Annotated in this window: 26 protein-coding genes; 1 reads left to right on the plus strand and 25 read right to left on the minus strand. The window is 42.6% G+C overall.

Annotation, left to right across the window (positions count from 1 at the left end):
• Positions 1-46: 46 nt before the first annotated feature.
• From ACXACN_RS05285 to ACXACN_RS05300, 4 genes are read right to left on the minus strand one after another with little or no spacing between them, the layout of a single operon-like run.
• Positions 47-928, minus strand: a complete 882-nt coding sequence (locus tag ACXACN_RS05285) for a C45 family autoproteolytic acyltransferase/hydolase (protein WP_474962851.1) — start codon at positions 926-928, stop codon at positions 47-49.
• Positions 925-1,749, minus strand: a complete 825-nt coding sequence (locus ACXACN_RS05290; RefSeq protein WP_474962853.1) for an alpha/beta hydrolase — start codon at positions 1,747-1,749, stop codon at positions 925-927. Before ACXACN_RS05290 ends, ACXACN_RS05285 begins: the two co-directional genes overlap by 4 nt.
• Positions 1,746-2,627 (minus strand): gamma-glutamylcyclotransferase family protein, encoded by an 882-nt coding sequence (locus tag ACXACN_RS05295; RefSeq protein ID WP_474962854.1) that lies wholly within the window; start codon positions 2,625-2,627, stop codon positions 1,746-1,748. Before ACXACN_RS05295 ends, ACXACN_RS05290 begins: the two co-directional genes overlap by 4 nt.
• Position 2,628: 1 nt before the next feature.
• Entirely contained in the window at positions 2,629-3,603 is a 975-nt protein-coding gene (locus ACXACN_RS05300; protein ID WP_474962856.1) for a P1 family peptidase, read from the minus strand.
• A 73-nt stretch (positions 3,604-3,676) separates the two neighbouring features.
• Between ACXACN_RS05300 and ACXACN_RS05305 the strand changes: the two genes are divergently transcribed.
• Positions 3,677-3,952 (plus strand): acylphosphatase, encoded by a 276-nt coding sequence (locus ACXACN_RS05305; protein WP_474962857.1) that lies wholly within the window; start codon positions 3,677-3,679, stop codon positions 3,950-3,952.
• A 34-nt stretch (positions 3,953-3,986) separates the two neighbouring features.
• On the opposite strand, the gene ACXACN_RS05310 is transcribed toward ACXACN_RS05305, so the two are convergent.
• The 21 genes from ACXACN_RS05310 to ACXACN_RS05410 form a co-directional block, all read right to left on the minus strand.
• Positions 3,987-4,727: an SDR family oxidoreductase gene (locus tag ACXACN_RS05310; RefSeq protein WP_474962859.1), complete on the minus strand. Its 741-nt coding sequence runs from the start codon at positions 4,725-4,727 to the stop codon at positions 3,987-3,989.
• A 195-nt stretch (positions 4,728-4,922) separates the two neighbouring features.
• Positions 4,923-5,162 (minus strand): indolepyruvate ferredoxin oxidoreductase subunit alpha, encoded by a 240-nt coding sequence (locus tag ACXACN_RS05315; RefSeq protein WP_089652514.1) that lies wholly within the window; start codon positions 5,160-5,162, stop codon positions 4,923-4,925.
• 171 nt (positions 5,163-5,333) lie between these two features.
• Positions 5,334-5,882: a histidine phosphatase family protein gene (locus tag ACXACN_RS05320; RefSeq protein WP_474962860.1), complete on the minus strand. Its 549-nt coding sequence runs from the start codon at positions 5,880-5,882 to the stop codon at positions 5,334-5,336.
• Between the two features lie 82 nt (positions 5,883-5,964).
• The gene (locus ACXACN_RS05325) at positions 5,965-7,560 is read right to left on the minus strand and encodes an amidohydrolase (protein ID WP_474962862.1); all 1,596 of its coding nucleotides are present in this window, start codon (positions 7,558-7,560) and stop codon (positions 5,965-5,967) included.
• A gap of 167 nt (positions 7,561-7,727) precedes the next feature.
• Positions 7,728-7,931 (minus strand): DUF6501 family protein, encoded by a 204-nt coding sequence (locus tag ACXACN_RS05330; RefSeq protein ID WP_474962864.1) that lies wholly within the window; start codon positions 7,929-7,931, stop codon positions 7,728-7,730.
• A gap of 69 nt (positions 7,932-8,000) precedes the next feature.
• Complete coding sequence (locus ACXACN_RS05335; protein ID WP_474962865.1) at positions 8,001-8,600, minus strand: alpha/beta hydrolase; 600 nt, start codon at positions 8,598-8,600, stop codon at positions 8,001-8,003.
• 105 nt (positions 8,601-8,705) lie between these two features.
• A complete protein-coding gene (locus ACXACN_RS05340) occupies positions 8,706-9,734 on the minus strand; it encodes an AbrB family transcriptional regulator (protein WP_474962866.1) in 1,029 nt (342 codons plus the stop codon).
• 80 nt (positions 9,735-9,814) lie between these two features.
• Positions 9,815-10,387: a TetR/AcrR family transcriptional regulator gene (locus ACXACN_RS05345; protein ID WP_474962868.1), complete on the minus strand. Its 573-nt coding sequence runs from the start codon at positions 10,385-10,387 to the stop codon at positions 9,815-9,817.
• A gap of 65 nt (positions 10,388-10,452) precedes the next feature.
• Positions 10,453-11,412: a peptide-methionine (R)-S-oxide reductase MsrB gene (gene msrB, locus ACXACN_RS05350; protein ID WP_474962870.1), complete on the minus strand. Its 960-nt coding sequence runs from the start codon at positions 11,410-11,412 to the stop codon at positions 10,453-10,455.
• 96 nt (positions 11,413-11,508) lie between these two features.
• On the minus strand, positions 11,509-12,060 hold the full coding sequence (vrrA, locus tag ACXACN_RS05355) for a VrrA/YqfQ family protein (protein ID WP_474962872.1): 552 nt from the start codon (positions 12,058-12,060) through the stop codon (positions 11,509-11,511).
• 70 nt (positions 12,061-12,130) lie between these two features.
• Entirely contained in the window at positions 12,131-12,808 is a 678-nt protein-coding gene (locus ACXACN_RS05360; RefSeq protein ID WP_474962873.1) for a uracil-DNA glycosylase, read from the minus strand.
• A 177-nt stretch (positions 12,809-12,985) separates the two neighbouring features.
• The gene (locus ACXACN_RS05365) at positions 12,986-16,099 is read right to left on the minus strand and encodes an AAA family ATPase (protein WP_474962875.1); all 3,114 of its coding nucleotides are present in this window, start codon (positions 16,097-16,099) and stop codon (positions 12,986-12,988) included.
• Between the two features lies 1 nt (position 16,100).
• Positions 16,101-17,255 carry an exonuclease SbcCD subunit D gene (locus tag ACXACN_RS05370; RefSeq protein WP_474962877.1) on the minus strand — a complete coding sequence of 385 codons (1,155 nt, stop codon included), beginning with the start codon at positions 17,253-17,255 and terminating at the stop codon, positions 16,101-16,103.
• A 15-nt stretch (positions 17,256-17,270) separates the two neighbouring features.
• Entirely contained in the window at positions 17,271-17,489 is a 219-nt protein-coding gene (locus ACXACN_RS05375; RefSeq protein ID WP_474962878.1) for a YozE family protein, read from the minus strand.
• A 183-nt stretch (positions 17,490-17,672) separates the two neighbouring features.
• A complete protein-coding gene (gene tatC, locus ACXACN_RS05380) occupies positions 17,673-18,395 on the minus strand; it encodes a twin-arginine translocase subunit TatC (protein WP_474966803.1) in 723 nt (240 codons plus the stop codon).
• A gap of 111 nt (positions 18,396-18,506) precedes the next feature.
• Entirely contained in the window at positions 18,507-18,695 is a 189-nt protein-coding gene (gene tatA / locus ACXACN_RS05385) for a twin-arginine translocase TatA/TatE family subunit (protein ID WP_089652525.1), read from the minus strand.
• Between the two features lie 48 nt (positions 18,696-18,743).
• Entirely contained in the window at positions 18,744-18,920 is a 177-nt protein-coding gene (locus tag ACXACN_RS05390) for a twin-arginine translocase TatA/TatE family subunit (RefSeq protein WP_089652603.1), read from the minus strand.
• 132 nt (positions 18,921-19,052) lie between these two features.
• Positions 19,053-19,649, minus strand: a complete 597-nt coding sequence (mobA, locus tag ACXACN_RS05395) for a molybdenum cofactor guanylyltransferase (RefSeq protein WP_474962880.1) — start codon at positions 19,647-19,649, stop codon at positions 19,053-19,055.
• On the minus strand, positions 19,649-20,143 hold the full coding sequence (locus ACXACN_RS05400; protein ID WP_474962881.1) for a dihydrofolate reductase: 495 nt from the start codon (positions 20,141-20,143) through the stop codon (positions 19,649-19,651). Before ACXACN_RS05400 ends, mobA begins: the two co-directional genes overlap by 1 nt.
• A 95-nt stretch (positions 20,144-20,238) precedes the next feature.
• Positions 20,239-21,198 carry a thymidylate synthase gene (locus ACXACN_RS05405; protein WP_474962883.1) on the minus strand — a complete coding sequence of 320 codons (960 nt, stop codon included), beginning with the start codon at positions 21,196-21,198 and terminating at the stop codon, positions 20,239-20,241.
• The gene (locus ACXACN_RS05410) at positions 21,185-21,802 is read right to left on the minus strand and encodes an HD domain-containing protein (protein WP_474962885.1); all 618 of its coding nucleotides are present in this window, start codon (positions 21,800-21,802) and stop codon (positions 21,185-21,187) included. Before ACXACN_RS05410 ends, ACXACN_RS05405 begins: the two co-directional genes overlap by 14 nt.
• Positions 21,803-21,807: the final 5 nt, after the last annotated feature.

Raw genomic sequence — 21,807 nt, forward strand, 5'->3', positions numbered from 1 at the left:
TATCTCCACCAAGTCCAAATAGGACGTGTAATGACTGAGGACTGTATCAGGCTGTATGAATCGTGCCTGTCCACTGTTTATATCCATGAGAAAAGATCGGACCATAAGAGTCATTCAATAAGTGAAAAGCCTCTGATCCATGAAGGATGTAAGCTTGACGACTTTTCAAATCATCCAGTCTTTCCTGTGAATCAGAGAGGTGCCTGCGGTTTTCTTCTGCAATTTCTGTGAAGTGATTGGTACAAGCGAGTCCATCTTTTACGTATACCCCACGTGGAGAGCCCTCTACAATTTTCGTTATCCCTTCTGCATCAAAGACGACATAGTTAAATGAATGTCTATGGGGAAGCTTTTTCAATAGGTGAACCGCTTCCCTCGTCGTTTTGCACGTTTCTAAGACCATCCTTGTCAGCAAACAGCAGATGAATCCATCTTCCGGATGAATGCGATTCACGAAATTATACCCGATACAAAGCCCGTGTTCATTCATCCCATCTGTTCGACCGATGATGCGCTGCGAAGGTCCGATGCTCGCATAGCCATCTTTGGGCTGAAACAACACGAAACGCCCCTCGTATGTTTTCGGATGGTAATCGTAATTCCTTGCAAAGTAGCCATTACCCGTTAATATCGAACAACCCGAACCTTCCCAGTCCTGCTGATAGCCGCTGTATTCATGAATAACTTCTTCAAGTGACCATTGTAAACCCTCTGACAGACCTTTAAGTTCGTCGAAGAGGCCCTTGGAATAAAGATCCATCTGCTCTTTGACAACTTGCACGTCCACATCGTATCGAAGCCTCGAGCGTTCCCTTCTACGTTCATGGTGTTGATACAACCGCGTACGTTTTAAACGCTCTCCTTGTTCGTAGCCGAAGTCGTCATAACGACCACGAAACGAGATAACCTCGGAATAAACAGGTTTCATTTTTCTGCCCATTCCTTGTGAAATTGAGGTTGATGCAGTATATGGTTATGATCGGTACCTCCAATGATGTGGACAGCCACTTTCCAATGCTCTTCCACATAGCGTTTGAACTCATTATGCATCAATACCTCATCTTCAGTTCCGACATAAATGGACACTCGATCATTGATATCATACAGCAAATCCGAAGGTATTTTTTCCAGAAATCTTGATGCTAAGAGCCGGAAACTCAAGGTTAGTTTTTCACTTTTGTTGAATTCATCCGGGATTTCAGCAACCGTTCTGTCATTGAACCGATGAATCCTCATCTTATACAACGTCATGAGAAGCATCACCTTTTTGTCAAAAACCGTGTAATCCACATCCGTACGATCTGAGGACTGCTCGGTTGCATCTTCATGGTACACCGGCAATGTAGGGTGGAAGAAAGGAGCGATAAACAAGTATTCACTCGCCGCTTCCCTGTTTTTTTGAATCAACCTCAATAGGTTAGCACAGCCCATGGAATGGCCAGCAAGAGTGATTTTTTCATACCCAGCCTTTTCTATGAAATGAATGAAATCAAACAAATCGTCATCATATTGCCCCATATAGTCAATGTCCCCTCGTTTAGGACTTTGATCGTAACCTCTCAATACAGGAAAATATATATCAGCGTCTCTTACACATTCTTCAGCAAAAGCTTCGTGATGGTGAAACTCTGCCGTGATCCCGTGAACCATTATAATGGCTTCCTTGGGAGAGGTTCTTTTCTTAAGAATCGCGTATTGCAAACGAGTAAAATCCCTGGCTATATAACTGAACCACTTCTCCACCGTCATTCTCTCCAACCCTTTCTTTGCAAGTAGTCTTTAAAATCAGGCACTTGCCATACATCTACAAATGTATGTTCGATAGATTTCATGTAATGGTCAGAAAGGTATTTCGAACCTCCGCGATGAATCTCAACGGCATAGTGAAAGGGGGGAGCGATGTCATATTTCTTATCAATCACTGTAAACGAGAGAGCTTGGATGATGGCTCCACCTTCCACGATAATATCTACGATCGTTGGTCGATACACTTTCGTTTCTACACCTTCCCGAACGTATAAATAATCAAGCGCTTGCTTTTCGATTTCATACACGACCCCTTCCAGATATTCTCCAGGTTTTTCTGTGATATCAGCTCTCGAACCGTCTTCAAAATGAGTTGAAAAAGCAAGCCTGTAATCCTTGAGCTCCCCCTTCCCCTTAACGGTAGAAAATAAATGGTCAACGCCATGATCACATAACCTGTAATTGTCCATACAGGATCCATAGGCAAAATAGGAAAGGTGGTCTCTTTGAATATATCGATGGACTTTCCAATCGTGATTGTGGACCCTTTCCCCTTCAACTTCCCGAGGCCAATAATAGACAACCGCTTCTGTTACGCCTTGATGTGTGTAAACTTCACACCTCTCCCTAACGAAATAGGGGTTTTTCATCTGTTCAGAGTAACCTTCTAACTCATCCAACTCCCCGAGTAAAGATGATGGAATGTCGTACAACTCACCATAGGTGACTTCTTCTTCATCCTTTACTAACAAGGGATAATAGGAGTGGCCTGTAAATAGTTTTCCTTTCACAAAAGCTTGTTCAGAAAGACATGAGGCTTTTTTTATATAATGATGATTTTCTTGATTTTTGCAAAGAGAACCGTAAACAAAAACGTTCATTTCATTGTTCCTCCCCCTGTATGTCTTTAGCTGATAAATATTGATCTGTTGATTCTGCATGCTCCACAGCATTTTGAACCGCTTTTTCAACCACACGTACAGCCATGACTCCGAGGCTGTTGTAGTCACAAGTGATTTTACCGGACCCTGTGAAAAACAACGTGTCTCCATCTACGAACGTGTGTGAAGGACGAATTGTACGGGCGAGGCCATTATGCGATAGGCTCGCTAGTTTATTGGCTGCTGATTTTTCTATTTTCGCATTTGTGACTACAGCCCCTATCGTTGTATTCCCGCGAAAGCGATTGGTATGACCACTCCTAATCTCATCCATCATCACATCTTCACTATTTAAAAACTTCCCCTCTTTCTGCATACCGGCCAGGATCTGGCCCGTTTTAGGGTTTACGACATCACCAAAGCAATTGACAGCGACGACCGCTCCTACTTTCACGTCTCCAATTTGGATGGCGTAGTGCCCCAATCCGCCTTTCATACTATAAGAAGGTCCTTTCCCTTTTCCAACGGTGGCCCCTGCTCCAGCACCATAATTCCCCTGTTTCAAGTGAGAATGCTTATTGGCGGAAGCTGCCGATTGATATCCCATGATTGCATCTGGGCGCATGTCTTGATCGTTTTCTTTTAAGTCAAACAAAATCGCCCCGGGAACGACAGGAACTCGAGTCACCCCTACATCAAATCCAACCCCTTGTTCTTCCAAATACTTCATCACTCCGGCACCGACTTCCAATCCAAAAGCACTGCCTCCAGACAAAAAGAGCCCGTGTATTTCCTGAACCAGGTTTTCGGACTTCAACGCATCGGTCTCTCTCGTTCCAGGAGCCCCTCCGCGGACATCCACACCTGCTGTAGCTCCATCTTGACTGAGTATCACTGTACACCCTGTGTGATGATCTTCACTTTCTTTTTGCCCAAAAACATAGCCCTCAATATCCGTAATATCAATCTCTTTCATACTCTTCACTCCTTCTAAAGGTTTGCCGTCTTCTTTTTTTGGGGAAACAGGGGATAGATGAGGAGGTGGAAGAATGGAAAACAATCAAATTACCGTACACGGCCGTGTGCAAGGGGTCGGTTTCCGTGCTGCTACCAAACAGATCGCAGAACAGGTCGGTATTTCCGGGTGGGTAAAAAACCAGCCCGATGGAACCGTTCTGATTGAAGCGGAAGGGGAGCATGGAAAATTGCAGGAGTTCATAAAAAAAATTGACGAGGGTCCCACACCTTTTAGTAAAGTGGAAGATCTCGACGTTAAAAATAATGAGAAGATCAACGATTATAAAAAATTTAAAGTTGTACAATGAAGATGACCGCACCCCTGCGGTCATCTTTTTTCCTTTACTTTTGATGCATAGGACGCACGATGACTTCATTCACATTGACATAAGAGGGCTGAGTCACGGCGTAAGAGACCGCACGTGCAATGTCATCAGCTTCTAATGGATCCATACTACGATTTTTAAACATTTCAATCACATCACCGTCTGTAATATGGTCCGTAAGCTCGGTATCCACGGCTCCAGGTGACACATTCGTCACTCGGACTCCGGATTTAGAAAGTTCTTTTTCCATCCCCATGGAAAGAGCCTTTACTGCATATTTCGTTGCACTATATACCGTACTCGAAGGAAAGACTTCATGCCCTGCTACCGAAGATACATTGACGATATGACCGGACTCCTGTTCGATCATGGTCGGTAAGCTAGCATGGATGCCGTATAAGACTCCTTTGATATTGACATCAACCATCTGTTCCCATTCATCCACGTGATCATTCTTTAAGAAAGAAAGAAGCATGACGCCAGCATTATTTATGAAAAGATCCACCGTTTTGAACGCGGATTTCGTTTCTGCAACGAGCTTCTCTACATCTTCTCGCTTCGTTACATCTGTCTCGATCACTTTTGCTTCCACATTGTATTGTTCGGTGATTTCATCAGCCAGTTCATTCAGTTTTTCAGCTCTTCTAGCTGCTAAGACAACATTCGCCCCTTCATTTGCCAAATGGTGGGCAATCGCTTTGCCGATTCCACTACTTGCACCTGTTATGATCGCTGTCTGATTTTTTAATTTTGTCATAATCGAGTCCTCCCTTATTGTCATTCCTTTTCTATCTACCCTCCATAAAGGAGAATTATTCACACAAGAACAACTCCACCAGAAGAAGGTCAGGCGATTAAGAAGAGACTAGAGGTTATGACACCAGCTCTTGTTACGGGAAGAGGATATGAAAAAGACCGCCTCTTCGGGGAAGAGACGGTCTGGTTATGATACTTACTGTTCTTCAAAGAACTTACGGTTAATCTCGATGTATGGAGTTTCTTCTTCTGGTACCTCGTCTTCGATATAAATCGCTTCAACTGGACACACCGCTTCACACGCACCACAATCTATGCAAATCGCAGGGTCGATATAGAACATATCTTTCCCTTCCTCGATACAATCAACTGGGCACACATCTACGCATTCTCCAGCTTTTTCATCTTTACAAGGGGATGTGATTACAAATGCCATATCTATTTCTCCTCCTTCTTTAGAATTTCGTGGGCTTATAATGACTATTCACCCTTACTGGCTAAGATAAACACCACAATATACTATAACGATTTTGATAAAAAATCGCAATTCCCGTAGTCATTCGACTAATTTCGCATGGAATGGAAAAAGAAATGGGAAGATGGAAACTCAGTCTTCCCAAATTCGTTCAACTGTATATTCTCCACCTTGTTTTTGCACAAGGAATACATCTGGACGGGAGAGACGTTTCCATTCATAAAAACCGATTTCACGGTTATATTTTTGAAGCAATAAAGCTAGCAAGTTCCCATGAGTAACAAGGAGAACGTTCCCACAATCTTCATTTTCAAGTTCGTCAATGAGAGAAAGGATACGCTTTTTCGCTTCTGTGGAGGATTCTCCTCCTGTTAGTTTCAGTTCAGGGTCGACAAACGTATCATGAAGGACTTCTTCCCAGTCATCCAGAGGTTCACGACTAAGTACTCGTTCCTCTAAACGGTCATCCATTTCGATGGTCACCTTATTTTTTCTAGCAAAAGGCTTGATCGTTTCAATGGCTCGCAAATAAGGACTCGATAGGATTCTGTCGATTTTATGACCGTAATTCTCTAAAAAGTTCGAAAGCACTTGAGCCTGCCTGATGCCTGTCTTAGTTAGTGGGGAATCTTCATGTTGACCTTCTGTTTCACTGTGACGCACTAAAAATAATTTCTCCATTGCTACCCATCCTCCCCTTTCCATCACTTATTTCCATTATGGCTGATGGAACGAGTGTTGACAAGGAAAGTTGTGGAAGACATTACTTCCGGTACACACACTTTCCTCTATGCCATGTTTCAAGTACTTTAATATCCTTCAACTGTTCGGATTCTATTTCTTCTGGATGCTTGTCCAGGATTACAAAATCGGCTTGATAACCAGGTTCTATTTTACCCTTTTCTCCTTCTCTATATTCGAGCTCAGCTGGAGTTTTTGTAAAACCTATGAAGGAGTCCTTTACGCTTAATTTTTCCTGCGGCATCCATCCGCCATCAGGATCCCCACTAAGATCGGTACGATTGACAGCCGTAAAGATCGTTGTAAATGGATTCAGCGCACCGATCGGAAGGTCAGAGCTCAATGTAATAGGGATGTGCTCTTTTAAGAGGCTCTCATAAGCATCACAATAAGGCAGAAGGCTTTCAGGTGTCCATTTCCCTTTTTCCTCCCATTCATCCAATAGGAACGAAGGTTGTGTTTCAATGTAAGGCTTCAACTCGCTTAACCTTGAGATCAAATCAGGAGCAAGCGTTTGGGCATGAATGATCCGATGTCTCAATCGTTTCGTAGCCTCATGGGATTTCTCTAGAGCTGTAACCGCCTGTTCAACGGCGCGATCACCGATGGCATGCATCGCCACTTGCATATCATTGTCACTTGCATATTTGACCATATCATCCAGCTGTTCCTGAGTATAGATCAAACGACCGTCTGCATTCGGTTCATGAGGATAAGGGTTCCTCATGGCAGCTGTATAAAGTCGCTGGGTACCGTCAAGGAAGATCTTGAATGATCCAACTTTCACTTGAGGTGTTCCTTGTCCTGTGCGAAGATCATTTTCGTTACAATACGTTTTCATATCATCGATATTGAACACATAATGATGGAGCTGGGCATCGATCGGCAAAGCTTTTTCTTGCTCTAATTCTGTGTAAGCTTTCCACAACCGCTGATAAGACCCGATGAAATTAATATCATCTGTATGAACGGACGTCAAGCCATTTTCGCTAAGATAAGGCAACGCTTTTTTTAATGCTTCTTTGGCATCTTCTGCTGAACGTCCCCAGAAATGGTGCTTAATATAATGGACCGCTGTATCTTTGAAACGGCCATTCCAATTGCCGTGTTCATCTTTCTCTTTAAATTCCTCCGGCTCTTTCTTAAAATCCTCTTCATTTTTCAGCAATTCCATCGCTTGTTCACTAATGACACATTCATGGCCATCCTGGTGCATGAAATACATATAGGCATTCACTTGTATTTCTTCTAGATCCTTTGCTGTTAACAGGTGGTCGATATCGTCAAAGTTTCCATCGTTGAACCCTTTTCCAAAAATCCAGTCGTATTGTTGGAGTTCTTCATAATGATTCTCAACCACAGCTTTCATTTCTTCCCAACTGGTCACCTTGGTCAGGTCTAATTCTTTTTTTAATAGTCCATAACGGAGCAGGTGCATATGGCTGTCATTGAATGATGGCGAAAGGACCCGTCCTCTTCCATCCACGATATCCCCCTCTCCTTTATAAGGGGAGTCATAGACCGCCTCAATCTTCTCTCCTTCTATTTTAACCGCATAGGTGCGGTCGCAATCATAGGTCGGATAGGGCTGGTAGATTCTGATGTTATCCAAAATCATGGCATACTCTTCCTTTCATCAACATGTTAATTACCCTTACCCGACATCATCTTTTATATAAACATGAGAATAAATTCCTATGGGTGGCATGACTTTTTATGAAGGTCGAAGGAAGAGATGCAGCCATTAAAAAAAACCAGGGATCGAGTCCCTGGTTTTTCAGTCTTTTACACTTCTTTAAAATACTCCTTATAAAAACCGCCCATACGGCCGGAATTATCAATGACAAAGTAAAACTCTTCACTTTCGTTTTTCACATCGTACACTTTGCCTGGAGTTAGGACATTATTCACGACGAATTTTTTTGCATCGTTGTGAACGCATTCGATTTGTTTCAAGGTTTCATTGTTTTCCCAATTTTTATGAATCATAAGACATCCTCCTTGTATCTGTGTTCCTATCATACAATGAACAAAGGGATGACTCAATATGACAAGCGATTAAAATTGGCTTTTATACCAGTCTGCCGCTGTATTCACTTCATTCTCCGTCAATTGATGACCCATCCGCTCCCAATGGACGGTCACATCCGCTCCGGCATCGGTTAACAGCTTTTCTAAATCTTTTGTTTCTTGAGCTGGACAGATCGGATCATTTTCACCCGCTCCGATAAATACGGGAAGGCCTGTTTGTTCAGGAAGTTCAATCCCTCTGCGCGGCACCATTGGATGAAACAGTAAAGCGCCATGTAAGCTTTTCGTGTAATGAAAGAGTAGGCTTCCTGCGATATTCGCTCCATTAGAATAGCCGGCTGCAATAACATGGTTACGTTCGAACCCGTATTCTTTACTTGCCTCATCTAGAAAAGCATTCAATTCATCCGTTCTTGCAATCAAATCTTCTTCATCAAAAACTCCTTCTCTTAGACGTTTGAAAAACCTCGGCATACCATTCTCCGATACATTTCCTCTGACAGAAAGGACAGAAGCATCCGGATCAATCATTTTCGCTAGAGGTAGCAAATCTTGTTCTGTCCCCCCTGTGCCATGAAGAAGCAACAAGGTCCGCTCTGAATTTCCTTTTTGGAAGATGTGTTTCATGTTCAACATCCTTCATCCTTTCCGTTTCAGTTTACATAATATTTTTATCGTAATCTAATTTGATTCTCTTTTTATTTTATCTTTAATTCGAGATAATGTCAAAACTCATGTTCCCAGTTTCTTAAACAACCAGGGAAGAAAAAGTACGATCATTAATAGTCGAATGGTTTGCAAAGAACTTACAATGGCAGGTTCACTACCTGTTTGCTCAGCAGTGATCGCCATTTCTACCAGACCACCAGGCGCGAGAGCCAAGACAGCTGTCTTTATGTCCATGGTTGTCCACCAGCTTAATAGAAAGGCCATGACAATCCCTACACCAATCATGGAAACAGCCAAGATGAAAAAAGCAGCGCAGCTCTTTCCAGCTGAAATAATCTCTCTTAAAGATACCGTATGTCCTAAATATGTACCGATTAGGAATTGAGCAAGAGTGAAAAATATTCCTGGCAATGGGTAAAATGGGAGTCCTGACGTTTGAAGGGAACCGATAAAAAGCATAGGTAAGATGACGAGTGAAGCAGGAATCCAGTTTCTCCCTTTCCAGCCGATGAAAGCGGCGACCAAGTATAGAGGAATGGTATAGAAAGAGTATTCGCTAAACTCTCCCGTCAAACCCGCAACGGCCGTTGTAGAAACAGCAAAGTTTCCATGAGTGACGTAAAAAGGAATGATAAAAAGAACGCTCATTAAGCGTAGCGTATGGAAAATCGTTACGAGACCGCTGTTCCCTTTCAAAGAGTCGCTGACCGCAATCATCGCAGAAAGTCCGCCTGGAGAACTTCCTACAAGTGCAGTCGTTTTGTCTAAATTCCCATACTTGGCTATGTACAAACCAGCTAATAAGCTAAGGGCGATCATCACTGATGTAAGAAGGGTATATGGGAAGAGATAGGGGCCGATAGATCGAAACGTTTCCGCACTAAAGGTAAGACCGATTTGAATGCCTAGCAGAACAAAAGCGATGTTTTTTGCTGCCGGTCGAGTATCAGATTCCAATCGCGTGAAGTATTTAGCGAGTACTACGAACACGACCGGCCCTAAAATCCATGGGATCGGGATGTTCAAGACACTGAACAAAAGACCGCCTGGCCAGGCGATCAAATATGTCTTTATATGCTTCGAACCTCTCATTGAGCACCGTTCCTTTCGGGAAATATAAAAAGAAAAAAGAGAAATACAAGAAACCGCTCCCCAGTTCGGAAGCGGTTCACCTATTCATTTTTTACACCATACTCGATCATCCTGAACAGTTGATCGGTCATTTCATTGACTCCATATTTGTGCCTGGTGGGAAATAATATGGAGTGGAATATGAGATCAGCCACCATTTCACTCTCTATATCATCTTTCCAAATACCAGATTTTTTTGCGTCATTGATCCAATGCAACATTTGGTCATACGTCCCCATAAGATCTTCATGAATTTTCGTGCGATAAAATAATGCCAGGGTATGGTCACTGCTTTGCAACTCCCGGATCATCTGATCGATATGATGGGTCTCCGCATGGTCGAGAAAAATGTATAGAAGCTGATATAGTTTGTTGTTTGGCGTTGCCTCTTCTGGAATCGCTTCGATCTTTTCTGTCATCTCCTCCATCATGTTTTTCATGTAGGAGAGAATGAGTTCTTCTTTATTTTTAAAATATTCGTAGAGGGTACTTCTACTTACCTGGAGCTCTGTGGAAAGTTTTTTAAAATGAACCCCATGGATTCCTTCTTTCCTGAGCAAAGCGCCCGTCTCTTTTAAAATTTCTTCTTTTGTAAGAATTCGTTTTCTTCCCAATTCAGTACCTCCTCAAGCTACCTTCATTATATCATCAAGAAGGTGAGAGGGGCATCAGGAGTCACTCATCGAAACAGATACGTCAAATAACCGTATCCTTTTTCTTCCATATCTCCTTCAGGGATAAACTTCAAGGCTGCGGAATTGATGCAATACCGCATTCCTCCTTGATCTTTTGGTCCATCATCAAACACATGACCGAGGTGGGAGTCTGCTCGATCACTTCGAATTTCTGTTCGGAACATGCCATGAGACGTGTCGACTTCTTCCTTTACTTGCTGCTTTTCGATAGGCTTAGTAAAGCTTGGCCATCCACAGCCCGCGTCATATTTATCTTTAGAACTGAACAATGGTTCGCCCGATACAATGTCGACATAAATGCCTTCTTCTTCATGATCATAAAACTCGTTTTGAAATGGACGCTCGGTCGCATTTTCCTGTGTGACTTTATACTGGATGTCGGTTAAGCGTTGTTTAAGTTCTTCCTGATCTTTTTCATAACTCCAACGATTTTTAATAAAATCCGCCCGTCCCGATCCTTTTTTGTACCGTTTGTAATGAAAGCGGTTCTTCTTATAATAATCCTGATGCTTATCTTCTGCAGAATAAAACGTTTCAGCTGGTAAAATTTCCGTCACAATCGGGTCCTTAAATTTCCCAGAGGCTGCAAGCTCCTGTTTGCTCTTCTCAGCCACTTGTTTCTGTTTCTCGTTGTGGTAATAAATGGCTGTCGTATAAGAGTGTCCTCTGTCGGCGAATTGCCCCCCTGCATCTGTCGGGTCGATTTGCTGCCAAAAAAGCTCAACCAGCCGCTCATAAGGAAAAATGGATGGATCGAAAGTGATCTGAACCGCTTCCCTGTGTCCTGTCGTTTCCGTCACCACTTGCATGTATGTCGGGTTTTCTGTATGTCCGCCCGTATAGCCTGAAACAATGGATTCGATTCCAGGGCGTTCATCGAAAGGTTCAACCATACACCAGAAGCATCCCCCTGCGAATGTTGCCTGTTCTAATTGTCTATTCAAAATATAACCTCCTAAAGGGATAGGTTTTTTCTTCAATTATTGGGTATGTTCCTATTCTTGCTAACTCTACAAAAAAAATCAAGCTACACGCACAGCCTAAATGAATAATTTAGGCTGTGATGCACCTTGAGATTGTTTCTTTCTTTTCTCTTTCTTATCAAGAACACTCGTAGATTCCCAATCCTGAGAAACAGATGGTTTCTTACTGCTTTCGTCTAATGATACCAAACTCTCATCATCATCATCGTCTGGTTCATTCATGATCTTCATCATATTGATCATCGCTGGGATATTTTTCAGCATCGGACCGTACTGCTGCATCATAGGTGCTGCTGATTGCATAGCTTTCAATGCCGTCTGCATGTGGCCAAGCCACCCAGCTCCTCCTGTTTTTGCAGCTGTCCCTGCAGCACCAAGAGCTTGCGCCCCAAAACCAGTACCTCCCCCTCCACCAAGAAATCCCGGGAACCCAGAACCTAAACCTGCATTACCTAAAAAACCTGGAGCTCCGAAGCCTCCAAAGCCTCCGAAGCCCCGGCTGCCCGCATTGATATACGGAGCCATCGAACGCATCATCTGCGGCGCAGCTTGCTGAAACCCTGGGAATTGGCCCATAGGAGGGAATGGCGGTTGACCTGTCGGAAACATTAAAACCCCTCCGAAACGTTAGAATACTCTAGCATATGCCTTTTTTTCCAACTGGTATGGGCTCCTGTCTCTAGGTTCTCAGGGGTAACGACCAATCCACTGGTTTCATCCCATGATTGGATAAAAACGTATTCGCCTGAGAAAAAGGCCGACTGCCGAAAAAGCCTCTATGTGCGGCAAATGGACTGGGATGAGAAGACGTAACAACCAAATGCTTTTCTCGATTGATAAAAGCTCCCTTCTTTTGTGCATGTTTCCCCCACAAAAAGAAGACAACCGGCTTCTTTCTTTCATTCAATGATTGAATGACTGCATCTGTGAATGTTTCCCATCCCAATCCTCTGTGTGAATTGGCTTCCCCTTCCCTTACAGTTAACACATCATTTAACAGCAGAACCCCTTGCTTTGCCCAAGAAAGAAGAGACCCATGATCTGGAGGCTGAACACCGACATCCTCTGCTAATTCTTTGTAAATATTACGAAGGGATGGGGGGATGCGGTTCCCGGGTCGGACAGAAAAACTGAGCCCATGGGCCTGATTCTTCCCATGATAGGGGTCTTGACCGAGAATGACCACTTTCGTTGACGCATACGGTGTGTATTGTAATGCTGTAAAAACATTCTCATAAGCAGGATGGATGGCTTTGGTTTTGTATTCTGTCTCTATGATTTTCTGTAGTTCTTTATAATAGTCTTTTGTAAACTCTTCATTTAGGCGATCGGCCCAATCATTGGTTAGTTGTGGCATCTGAACACATCCTTTATGAACATTTCCCGCTGAATGATTCAGATATTTCCCGGGTAAGCGCAAAATCAGACACATATCTTTCTTTGTTTCTCGACAATAGCATATATTATGGAGACTCCTGTTGTTTACTGGCGCTTTTCAGGGAAAATAAATCGGACATTAGGAAATAATCGTGTATTACTGGAAGACAAATTCGACTTTTGATCCTTCAGGTCCGGCATCTATCTGTAATTTCGCAGGGATTTCCTCTTTCAATTGCTGAACGTGGGAAATAATGCCGAGCATCCGGTTGCCGTCCTGCAAACTTCTTAGGCAACCAATGGCTTGTTCTAACGACAGATCGTCAAGGGTCCCAAATCCCTCATCGATGAACAATGTATCCAGCTGAACACCTCCTGCGTGAGCTTGAACGACATCTGCCATTCCAAGAGCTAAACTTAAGGATGTTTTAAAGCCTTCCCCACCAGATAAAGTCCTCACTGAACGCTGTTGCCCTGTATGATGATCAATAACCTCAAGGTCGAGCCCGCTTTGAGCTCCTCGCTTAGCTATAGCATCGCTTCGGATAAGTTGGTAACGGTGATCTGTCATCTGGTCGAGGCGCAAATTGGCCTGTATCAGAATTTCATCCAAATAAGAAGCCAGCACATACCGCTCTAAAGAGAGGCGTAAATGATTATCCCCGTTCGCAATCTGAGCTAACTCCGCAATATCATAATATTTCGCAGCCAGTTCCCCTTGTTCATCTACAAGCGTTTGGATGTTTTCTCGAATGGATTCATTTTGTTGTAGAGACACATGTATGTGGTTGACGATTTCCCGCTGTTTGTTCAGTTTTTCCTGCATCTGATCCAACTTCTCTTGAACAACTTTTAACTCAGGCCTTTCTTTATCTTTTAATTTTTGATTCAACTCCAGCAGTCGTTCGTTTACAGCGTGAACCCGTTGTTTGTACTGTTGAATTTCATTGATCATTTGTTCCATCTTTTGAGGCGTTCGAATGGCGGAATGGTAATCCTCAACCGAATCAAACGAAAATTGAACAAGCGTTTGATCAAATTCGTTTTTACGTTGTTCTAAAGCTTTTTTTCCTTGATCCAAGTAGTTCTTTCCTTCTTCGACAGCTGTTTGGATTTTCTGCCATTCATCCCGCTTTTTTTGATAGAATTTCTGGATATCTTGCCATTTCTGATCTGCGTCTTTATATAAGTTTTCAAGTCTTGATGCCTCTTCTATTAGTTCAGCCGGCTGTTCGTCGGTAGAGGGCAAGTTTTCTTTCAACGATTCCAATTCTGTTTTTCGTTTCGTTCGCTCCTGCTGTTGTTCATTGATCTGGTGCTGGAGCGAGTCTTTTTCTTTTTGTAGTGATGTCAACCGTTGATCCATCTGTTCGATTTTCTTCTCAATCGATTGAATCTCTTCTATTTTTTGTTTAAGGTGGTTATATTGTTTTGAAATTTTCCCCATCTCATCAGAACAGATCTGCTTTTCTTTTTCGATTGACTCTTCAGTGAGGCCACCGTCCACTTGTAAATCGCTCCAGAGGTTTTCTGTCAGCTGACGTTGGGCCTCCCCTTCAGATTTCACCTGAATCAATTCATCTTGCGCCTTATCAAAGGATCGTTCCGCTTCTTTGTAACGCTCCCTGAGCCGGTCCACCTGTTCTTCACTCATCACATCCTCCGGCTTCCCTGCCACGTCTGGATGTGAGGATGAACCGCAAACAGGACAAGGGGTTCCCTCACTCAAATGTAGGGAAAGGGTGTAGGCATGGTGTTTTCTAATGTCATCCAACGCTTTTTCATAGGTCTCTTTTGATGATTGTAATGCCTGTTTTTTGCCTTGATAGTCTTTAGAAACGGTCTGGTACCTTGCACGCAGTCTCGCCAGTTGCCCCCACTCTTTGGATAAACGTTCGAGGGTTTCCTTTCTTATCTTCAAGGATTGATAAGATTGTTTCGTCTCATAAGCAGATTCTCTTAGCGATCGCTCCCCCTTCATTTGTTCTCTCATCCGTTTTGTGTCTTCAAGATTCTTCTGCTCTGTCACCTGTAATTCTGAAAGGGACCGCCTGTGGTCTTCCAGTTTCCTTTCAAGGCTATCTAGGCTTTTACTCTTTTTCAAAAACTCTTCCAATAGGCCTTTTTCTCTTACTTTTTGTTGCCAGGCTTCTTTTAATTTGTCACGTTCTTCTTGTTGATCCGCTTGTTTCCTATATTCTTCTTGCACCTTATCGAACTCTGCTTTTACACGTTTGTAAGTTTCTTCACGCTCATATTGACTCGAACGAAGTCCTTCCAGTTCTCTTTTTCGTTCTTCATACTGCTTCTCATAAGGACGGACTTCCGCAGCCTGCTTCGCTTGAGCATGCTCTTTCTCTAGATCTTTAATAACCTCAGAACGTTCTTCCAGTTTTCCACTCTCCATGGAGAGCCTGTCCCTTTCCTCAAAAAGATCCAGCAGCTGCTTCGATTCGTAATACTCGTTCTGTAAGTGTTCCGTATTTTGCTGAAGTTGATTTACATGGGATTTTTCTTCCGATATCATTTGTTTTTGATGATCGATCCGTTGATCCAAACGCTCGCGGACTTTTGAAAGTTCCTCATTTTCTATTTCATCGTCTGCTTCTTCCCCCCAAACGATTCTTTCCTTCTCTTGCGAAATTTTCCATTCAAATTGATTGATTTCCGCTTCCAATACCTTCGATTCTTTCTTAAAGTAATGAGTAACTTCCTCAAAAAATTCTGTCTTGAAAATACGTTGTAGGATTTCTTCCCGCTCTTTACTGTTTTCGGAGATTAACTTTCGGAATTCCCCTTGAGGGATCATGATCATTTTCCGGAATTGCTCATAATCAAGTCCTAAGATTTCTTCGATGTATTCATTTACTTCTTTGATCTTTGAAGCTACTAATTTCTCTTCTTCACCTTGAATCATATAGAAATCGGCACGGGCCGGGTCTTCTTTCCACCCTTCCCCCCGTTCCTTTTTCTTCATTTGTTTAGGCATCCGCACAATGCGATACGTTTTGCCTCGCAATTCAAAAGTGAATTCCACATAGGTCGGCTCCCCTGCATTTGCAAAATGACTGCGCATCGAGTCCTGATCCCGATCGCTTCCACTAGCACGGCCATAAAGGGCAAAGCACATCGCATCGAAGATCGTTGTTTTTCCAGCGCCTGTAGGACCTGTGATGAGGAAAATCGATTCCTCTCCCAATGTCGTAAAATCCACCACCTGCTTATGGCGATAGGGACCAAATGCCGCCATCGTTAGGTTGAGTGCTTTCATCTTATTTCCCCCTCTCTTCTTTTCTCAGTTTATCTATGGCTTGTTCGATCAATTCTTTTCGTTTCGTGGGGATCGTTTCCCCTTTAATGTCTTCATAAAAAGAAGCGAAAAGATCTGCATGTGAAAGCTTTTGACGCTTTTTGACTTCCTGAAGTTCTTCCAATTGCAGGTTCGTTTTTGACCTTCGTCTCTCCAGGTGTAGAATATTCGGATACACCTTTCGCAATTTACCCATCGGATCCACTAGCTGGCCATCATCTAAGAGGCGGACATGCAAGTAGTTTTCTGAATTTTCAGTTGATTCTCCAGCAAGCAAGTCTTCAAAATACCCTTCAATGACTTGGAAGTCTCTGATCGGCGTGAGAGGAATTTTTTCCAGTTCACAACATCCATCCTGGTCCATATCAATCATCGTCACAGATTTCGCATGATTCACCTCAGAAAATGAATATTTCAAAATCGATCCGCTGTATCTGATATAATCTTCCGTGACTCTTTGAGGTTGATGGAGGTGACCAAGGGCGACATAAGAAAAAGGTTTATATAAACGAGCATCTACATAAGGACTTCCACCAATCATAGACAGGCGCTCTTCCGATTCCGATTCCATTCCTCCAGCTAAAAAAGAGTGTCCGATCCAGATATGACGATCACTCATGTCAAAACGCTGCTCAATATCTTTGGTCAGAACTTCTGCTGCCTGTTGATGGGTTTTAATTGCTTCATCTTCAAACACATACGCCACTTCAGCAGGCTCTACATAAGGAATGAGATGAAAATGAACAGGTCCGTCTTGATCGTACAACGTCACTGGTTCTCTATCCTTTTGCAATTTCGTATCTAAGAAAAGCCCTTGTTTCCTGAACATTTGACTGCCGAAGTTCAACCGGTCGGGACTGTCATGGTTCCCTGAGATCGCAAGAACAGGAACTTGAAAATCATTAATGAGCGTCGTCAACGTTTCATTCAATAATTCCACCGCCTGTTTTGGAGGGATGGAGCGATCGTAAAGATCTCCAGCAATGATGATGACGTCCGGCTTCTCTTTTTCAACAATTTTAACGAATTGCTGGAGAATATACCTTTGGTCTTCCGTCATATGTACGTAGTTCACAATCTTCCCCAAATGCCAGTCAGCCGTGTGTAAAATTTTCATGGATTCACCTCTCTTTTATTCTTCTTCTATTTTGTATTGTTCATATAATTGATCAAACACGGATAATGCAGCAGGAAAGGGCGCATTCCATTCTAAATAAGAACTAATTTCGTCATATGATTTCGCCTGCTTCGGAAAGCTGTGGTCATCGAACATCCATTCTGCGAGTTGTTTTTCCTCGTTATTTTTTTTGTTTCCTCTGTATCTCATCATATAGTGGTAAAAAGATCTCATGAGTTCTTCCTCCTCGAGTATTCCTACATTATTTTTATCATGTTCCAGCCCGTTCAGCAAAAGATATCATGGTAAAACCGCAACCAAGACTTATTCAGAATGGATTAGAAAAATTCAATGAAAAGGCCCAGAGATATGGATCTCTGGGCCACTTCAAATGCCTGCCTTTCATGAAAATGATATTTAATCTTCAGATTCCATGAATTCCCTATGATTTTTGAGTTTCTTTCGATAGACGATTCTCGATAGGATGATGCTTACTTCATATAACAGGATCAGAGGAACCGCAACCACCAACTGCAGGATAAAGTCCGGCGGCGAAATAATGGTCCCGATTATGATCAAGATGAAATACGCATACTTTCTTACTTTCACAAGAAAGACGGGATTAACAATCCCAAGGCTCGTCAAGAACATGATGATGATCGGTATTTCAAATAGAACAGCAAACGGGATCGTTACTCTGAAAAGAAATCGGAAATACCGTTCTACGGTATAAATTTCATTAAACATTCCATTGTTCAACGACAAAAGAAAAGGCAGGATCAGCTGGACAAACACGATGTAGCCAAACGTGAGCCCTGCAAGGAACAAAAGAAAGATCGCGGGCACATAAGATAGGGAAACCCTCCGCTCCTTCGGTGTTAACGCGGGTTTGACAAATAGCCATATTTGCAGCGATAAAATAGGTAATGTCCCTACGATGGCTACTAAGCTTGCAATTGTGAATATGATCCAAATGATTTCACCTGGGCTTGTCATATTCAATTCAAATGGTAAATCTTTAATAAAGAAGGTCTGAATTTTTTCAACATAGATAAAACCTATGATGAAGAAAGTAATAAAAAATGCCAACGTCCACAAGACGCGTTTTCGCAATTCACTCAAGTGATCCGTGACATTCATTTCGATATCCTGAGTTATTTTTTGTTCTGACACTACGCTCACCTCCAGGCTGATCAAAGCCTGACAAAAAGAAGATGTAAGGGAAAGCCCCTTACACCTTCTTTATTCATTTTATTCTTTGGTTTTCTTCTCTGTCTTACTGCTTTCATCATCAGACATAATGTCGCCTGTTGCTTTTTTAAATTCTTTAAGGGAACTTCCGAACGCCTTCCCGATTTCAGGAAGTTTGGAAGGGCCAAAAACGACCAGTGCGATGATTAAGATCAGAATGAGACCTGGGACACCAATGCTTGATAACATGGTCAATCACTCCATTAGTTATGTCTTAAGAATACTGTTTTGCTAATGTTATTTATTCGTCTTTTCTTCACTAGAGTCACTTGTTAGATCACGGGCAGAGTTCTTAAATTCTTTCAACGTTTCTCCAGCAGCCTTCCCGATTTCAGGCAATTTTTTCGGGCCGAAAATGACTAACGCAATCGTCAAAATCAAAATCAGACCTGGTATTCCGATACTTGACAGCATGTCCATTCACCGCCTTCAATACGTACTTTACATCTATTTTACAAGAGTAGACAAAGAAAAGAAACAGCTTCATCTGAATTTTCTTAGCTTCATTATCTTTTCTATCATATCATGCTCTGTATTCTATTGTCTCTACCTCTTCCATTTTTTAAACAAGTCTCTGGCCCGGGCGTAATCGTCCGGTGTGTTCATATTAAAAAAGTGCAGAGAAAGCTTCTCCTCTTCGATGCCAGGATAGGTGGCCAATTTTTTGATCTTTAGATCATCAAAAAGGCCGCTCACTTTTCTTCCACCTTGCGAGAGGTAACACTCCAGTTTGTTTAGGATTCTGCAATGATATACTCCTGAGATGGGCTGAAACCGACCATCATAAAAAGGAATCACTGCATCCACTGATTCTTCCGCCTCTTGAAACAAAAGACGATACACCTGTTCACTGACAAAGGGCGTATCACATGCAGCCATGACATACCAGGTGGCCGGTCTTTCCTTCATGACCGCATGCAAACCAGCTAAAGGACCCGCCTCTTCATAAATGTCCGAAACAACCGGGTATCGCCCGTTTTTCCCCTTCTGATTTACGATAATAGTATCGGTCACCTTTGAAAGAGTCGAAGCTATTAACTCCAATGAGGTCATCGAACCGAAAGTCAAAGCCGATTTAGCCGTCCCCATCCTCGTCGATCCGCCCCCATTGAGAACGACTCCGCACAAATCCTCTTGCTGCATCAGGACTTCTTCCGGTCGTAGGTACGGAAATAATAATCATAAGGGTTTTTTTCATCTTTCAAACCTTTCGTCTCAGAAACAAGCGCCCACTGTGATTCGTCATACTCAGGAAAATAAGCATCCCCTTCAAAACTTGCATTAATGTATGTCAAATACATCCGATCCGCATAAGGGAGCATTTTTTCAAAAAGCACACCCCCACCGATCACGAACCATTCCTTTTCCGGATTATTTTTTTCCAATTGGAGAATTTCATCAATAGAATGGATGACTGTACATCCTTCCCGGTCATAATTTTCATTTCTAGTAATCACGATGTGCTCTCTCTCAGGAAGGGGTTGCGGGAAAGACTCGAACGTCTTCCTTCCCATAATGATCGTTTTCCCCCAAGTAGTGTCCTTGAAGAATTTAAAGTCGTTCGGAATATGCCAAGGTAAGTCATTATCTTTTCCGATCAATCTGTTTTTATCCATTGCAAATATGAATGAAATCATCATGAACACCTCTTTTTATGAAATGTGTTTTTAAACGCTGATCTTTATATGGAACGATTACATTTGATAGCTCCTATGAAAAAAGTTCCCTCTTGTTAAACAGCGACTGGAGCTTTAATGCTTGGGTGGGGATCATACCCTTCAATCGTGATATCTTCCAGTTCAAAATCAAATATACTTTCTTTCTCCTTGTTCAAGGACAGAGAAGGTAAGACCCTGGGTTCTCTTGATAATTGTTCAAGGATCTGCTTTCTATGATTGCTGTATATATGAGCGTCTCCAAGCGTGTGAATGAATTCACCGACTTCCAATCCACATTCATGAGCGATCAGGTGGGTAAGCAGGGCGTAACTGGCTATATTGAAGGGCACACCTAAGAAAATGTCCCCACTCCTTTGATACAACTGACATGATAATTTTCCATCTGCGACATAAAACTGAAAAAGGGCATGACAAGGGGGCAGGGCCATATTGGAAGGCACATCCTCCGGATTCCATGCGGTTACGATATGTCTTCTGGAATCTGGGTTATTCTTAATGCTTTCAACCACATTTTTAAGCTGATCGATGGTTTCTCCTCTGCTTGTTTTCCATTCCCTCCATTGCTTTCCGTAAACCGCGCCGAGATCCCCAAACTTTTTGGCGAAAGCATCGTTGTGAAGAATCTTTTCTTTGAATAGGTCCATCTGATCTTGGTATTGATTTTTGAACTCTTCATCCTCCTGGCTGCGTCGTCCAAAGTCAGTCATATCAGGACCATGATAGTTTTCACTCTCCACCCACTTTTGAAAGGCCCACTCATTCCAAATGTTATTCTTGTGTTCCAATAGATAACGGATGTTCGTATCTCCTTTTATGAACCACAACAGTTCACTAGCAATCAGCTTGAAGGGAACACGTTTCGTCGTCATGAGCGGAAAACCTTCTTGAAGATCAAACCGCATCTGATATCCAAAAACTGAAAGGGTGCCTGTTCCTGTTCGGTCCCCTTTTGCATTTCCTTGTTCCATTACGTGTTCACACATCGTTAAATAAGCTTGCTCATTCTGTGACATGACTGATCTCCTCTCTGCATTCTTGTTCACGGTAAAACTCTTCTAAGTATTGAAGCATAAATTGATGACGCCTTTCCGCTTCTTGTTTTCCACTTTCGGTATGCATGAATCCTCTAAGTTTCAAGAGTTTTTCGTAAAAGTGATCAATGGCATCCGCCCCATGTTCCCTGTAGATCGGCTGATTTATCGTCCCTCCGAATGTAAAGACACGTGCAATGCCAGTCGCTCCTAAGGCATCTAACCTGTCAGCATCCTGGACAATTTCTCCGATTTTCGAATTCGGGTCAGCACCTTTTGAAAAGGATACCGTACCAATAGCGTCCGCAATCATATCGACTTCATTTTGTGAAAACCCGACGCCTAAAAGCAATTGATCCCTTTGTAAGATCGCCTGATCGGGATCGGAGAATAACTTATGATCTCCCACATCATGAAGGAGGGCTGCCACCTCACATAAAAATGGATCTTCTCCTTCTTGTATCGCGATCTTTATTGCCCATGATGCCACCCGTTTCATGTGAGCGTCATCGTGACCGCTTGGATCATCTCTGAATAACTCAATAACGAAATGCGTGATTCTTTCCAGTGCAGCTCTTTTGTCCATGATTT

This window comes from Halobacillus sp. AWM4_238 (assembly GCF_056158265.1).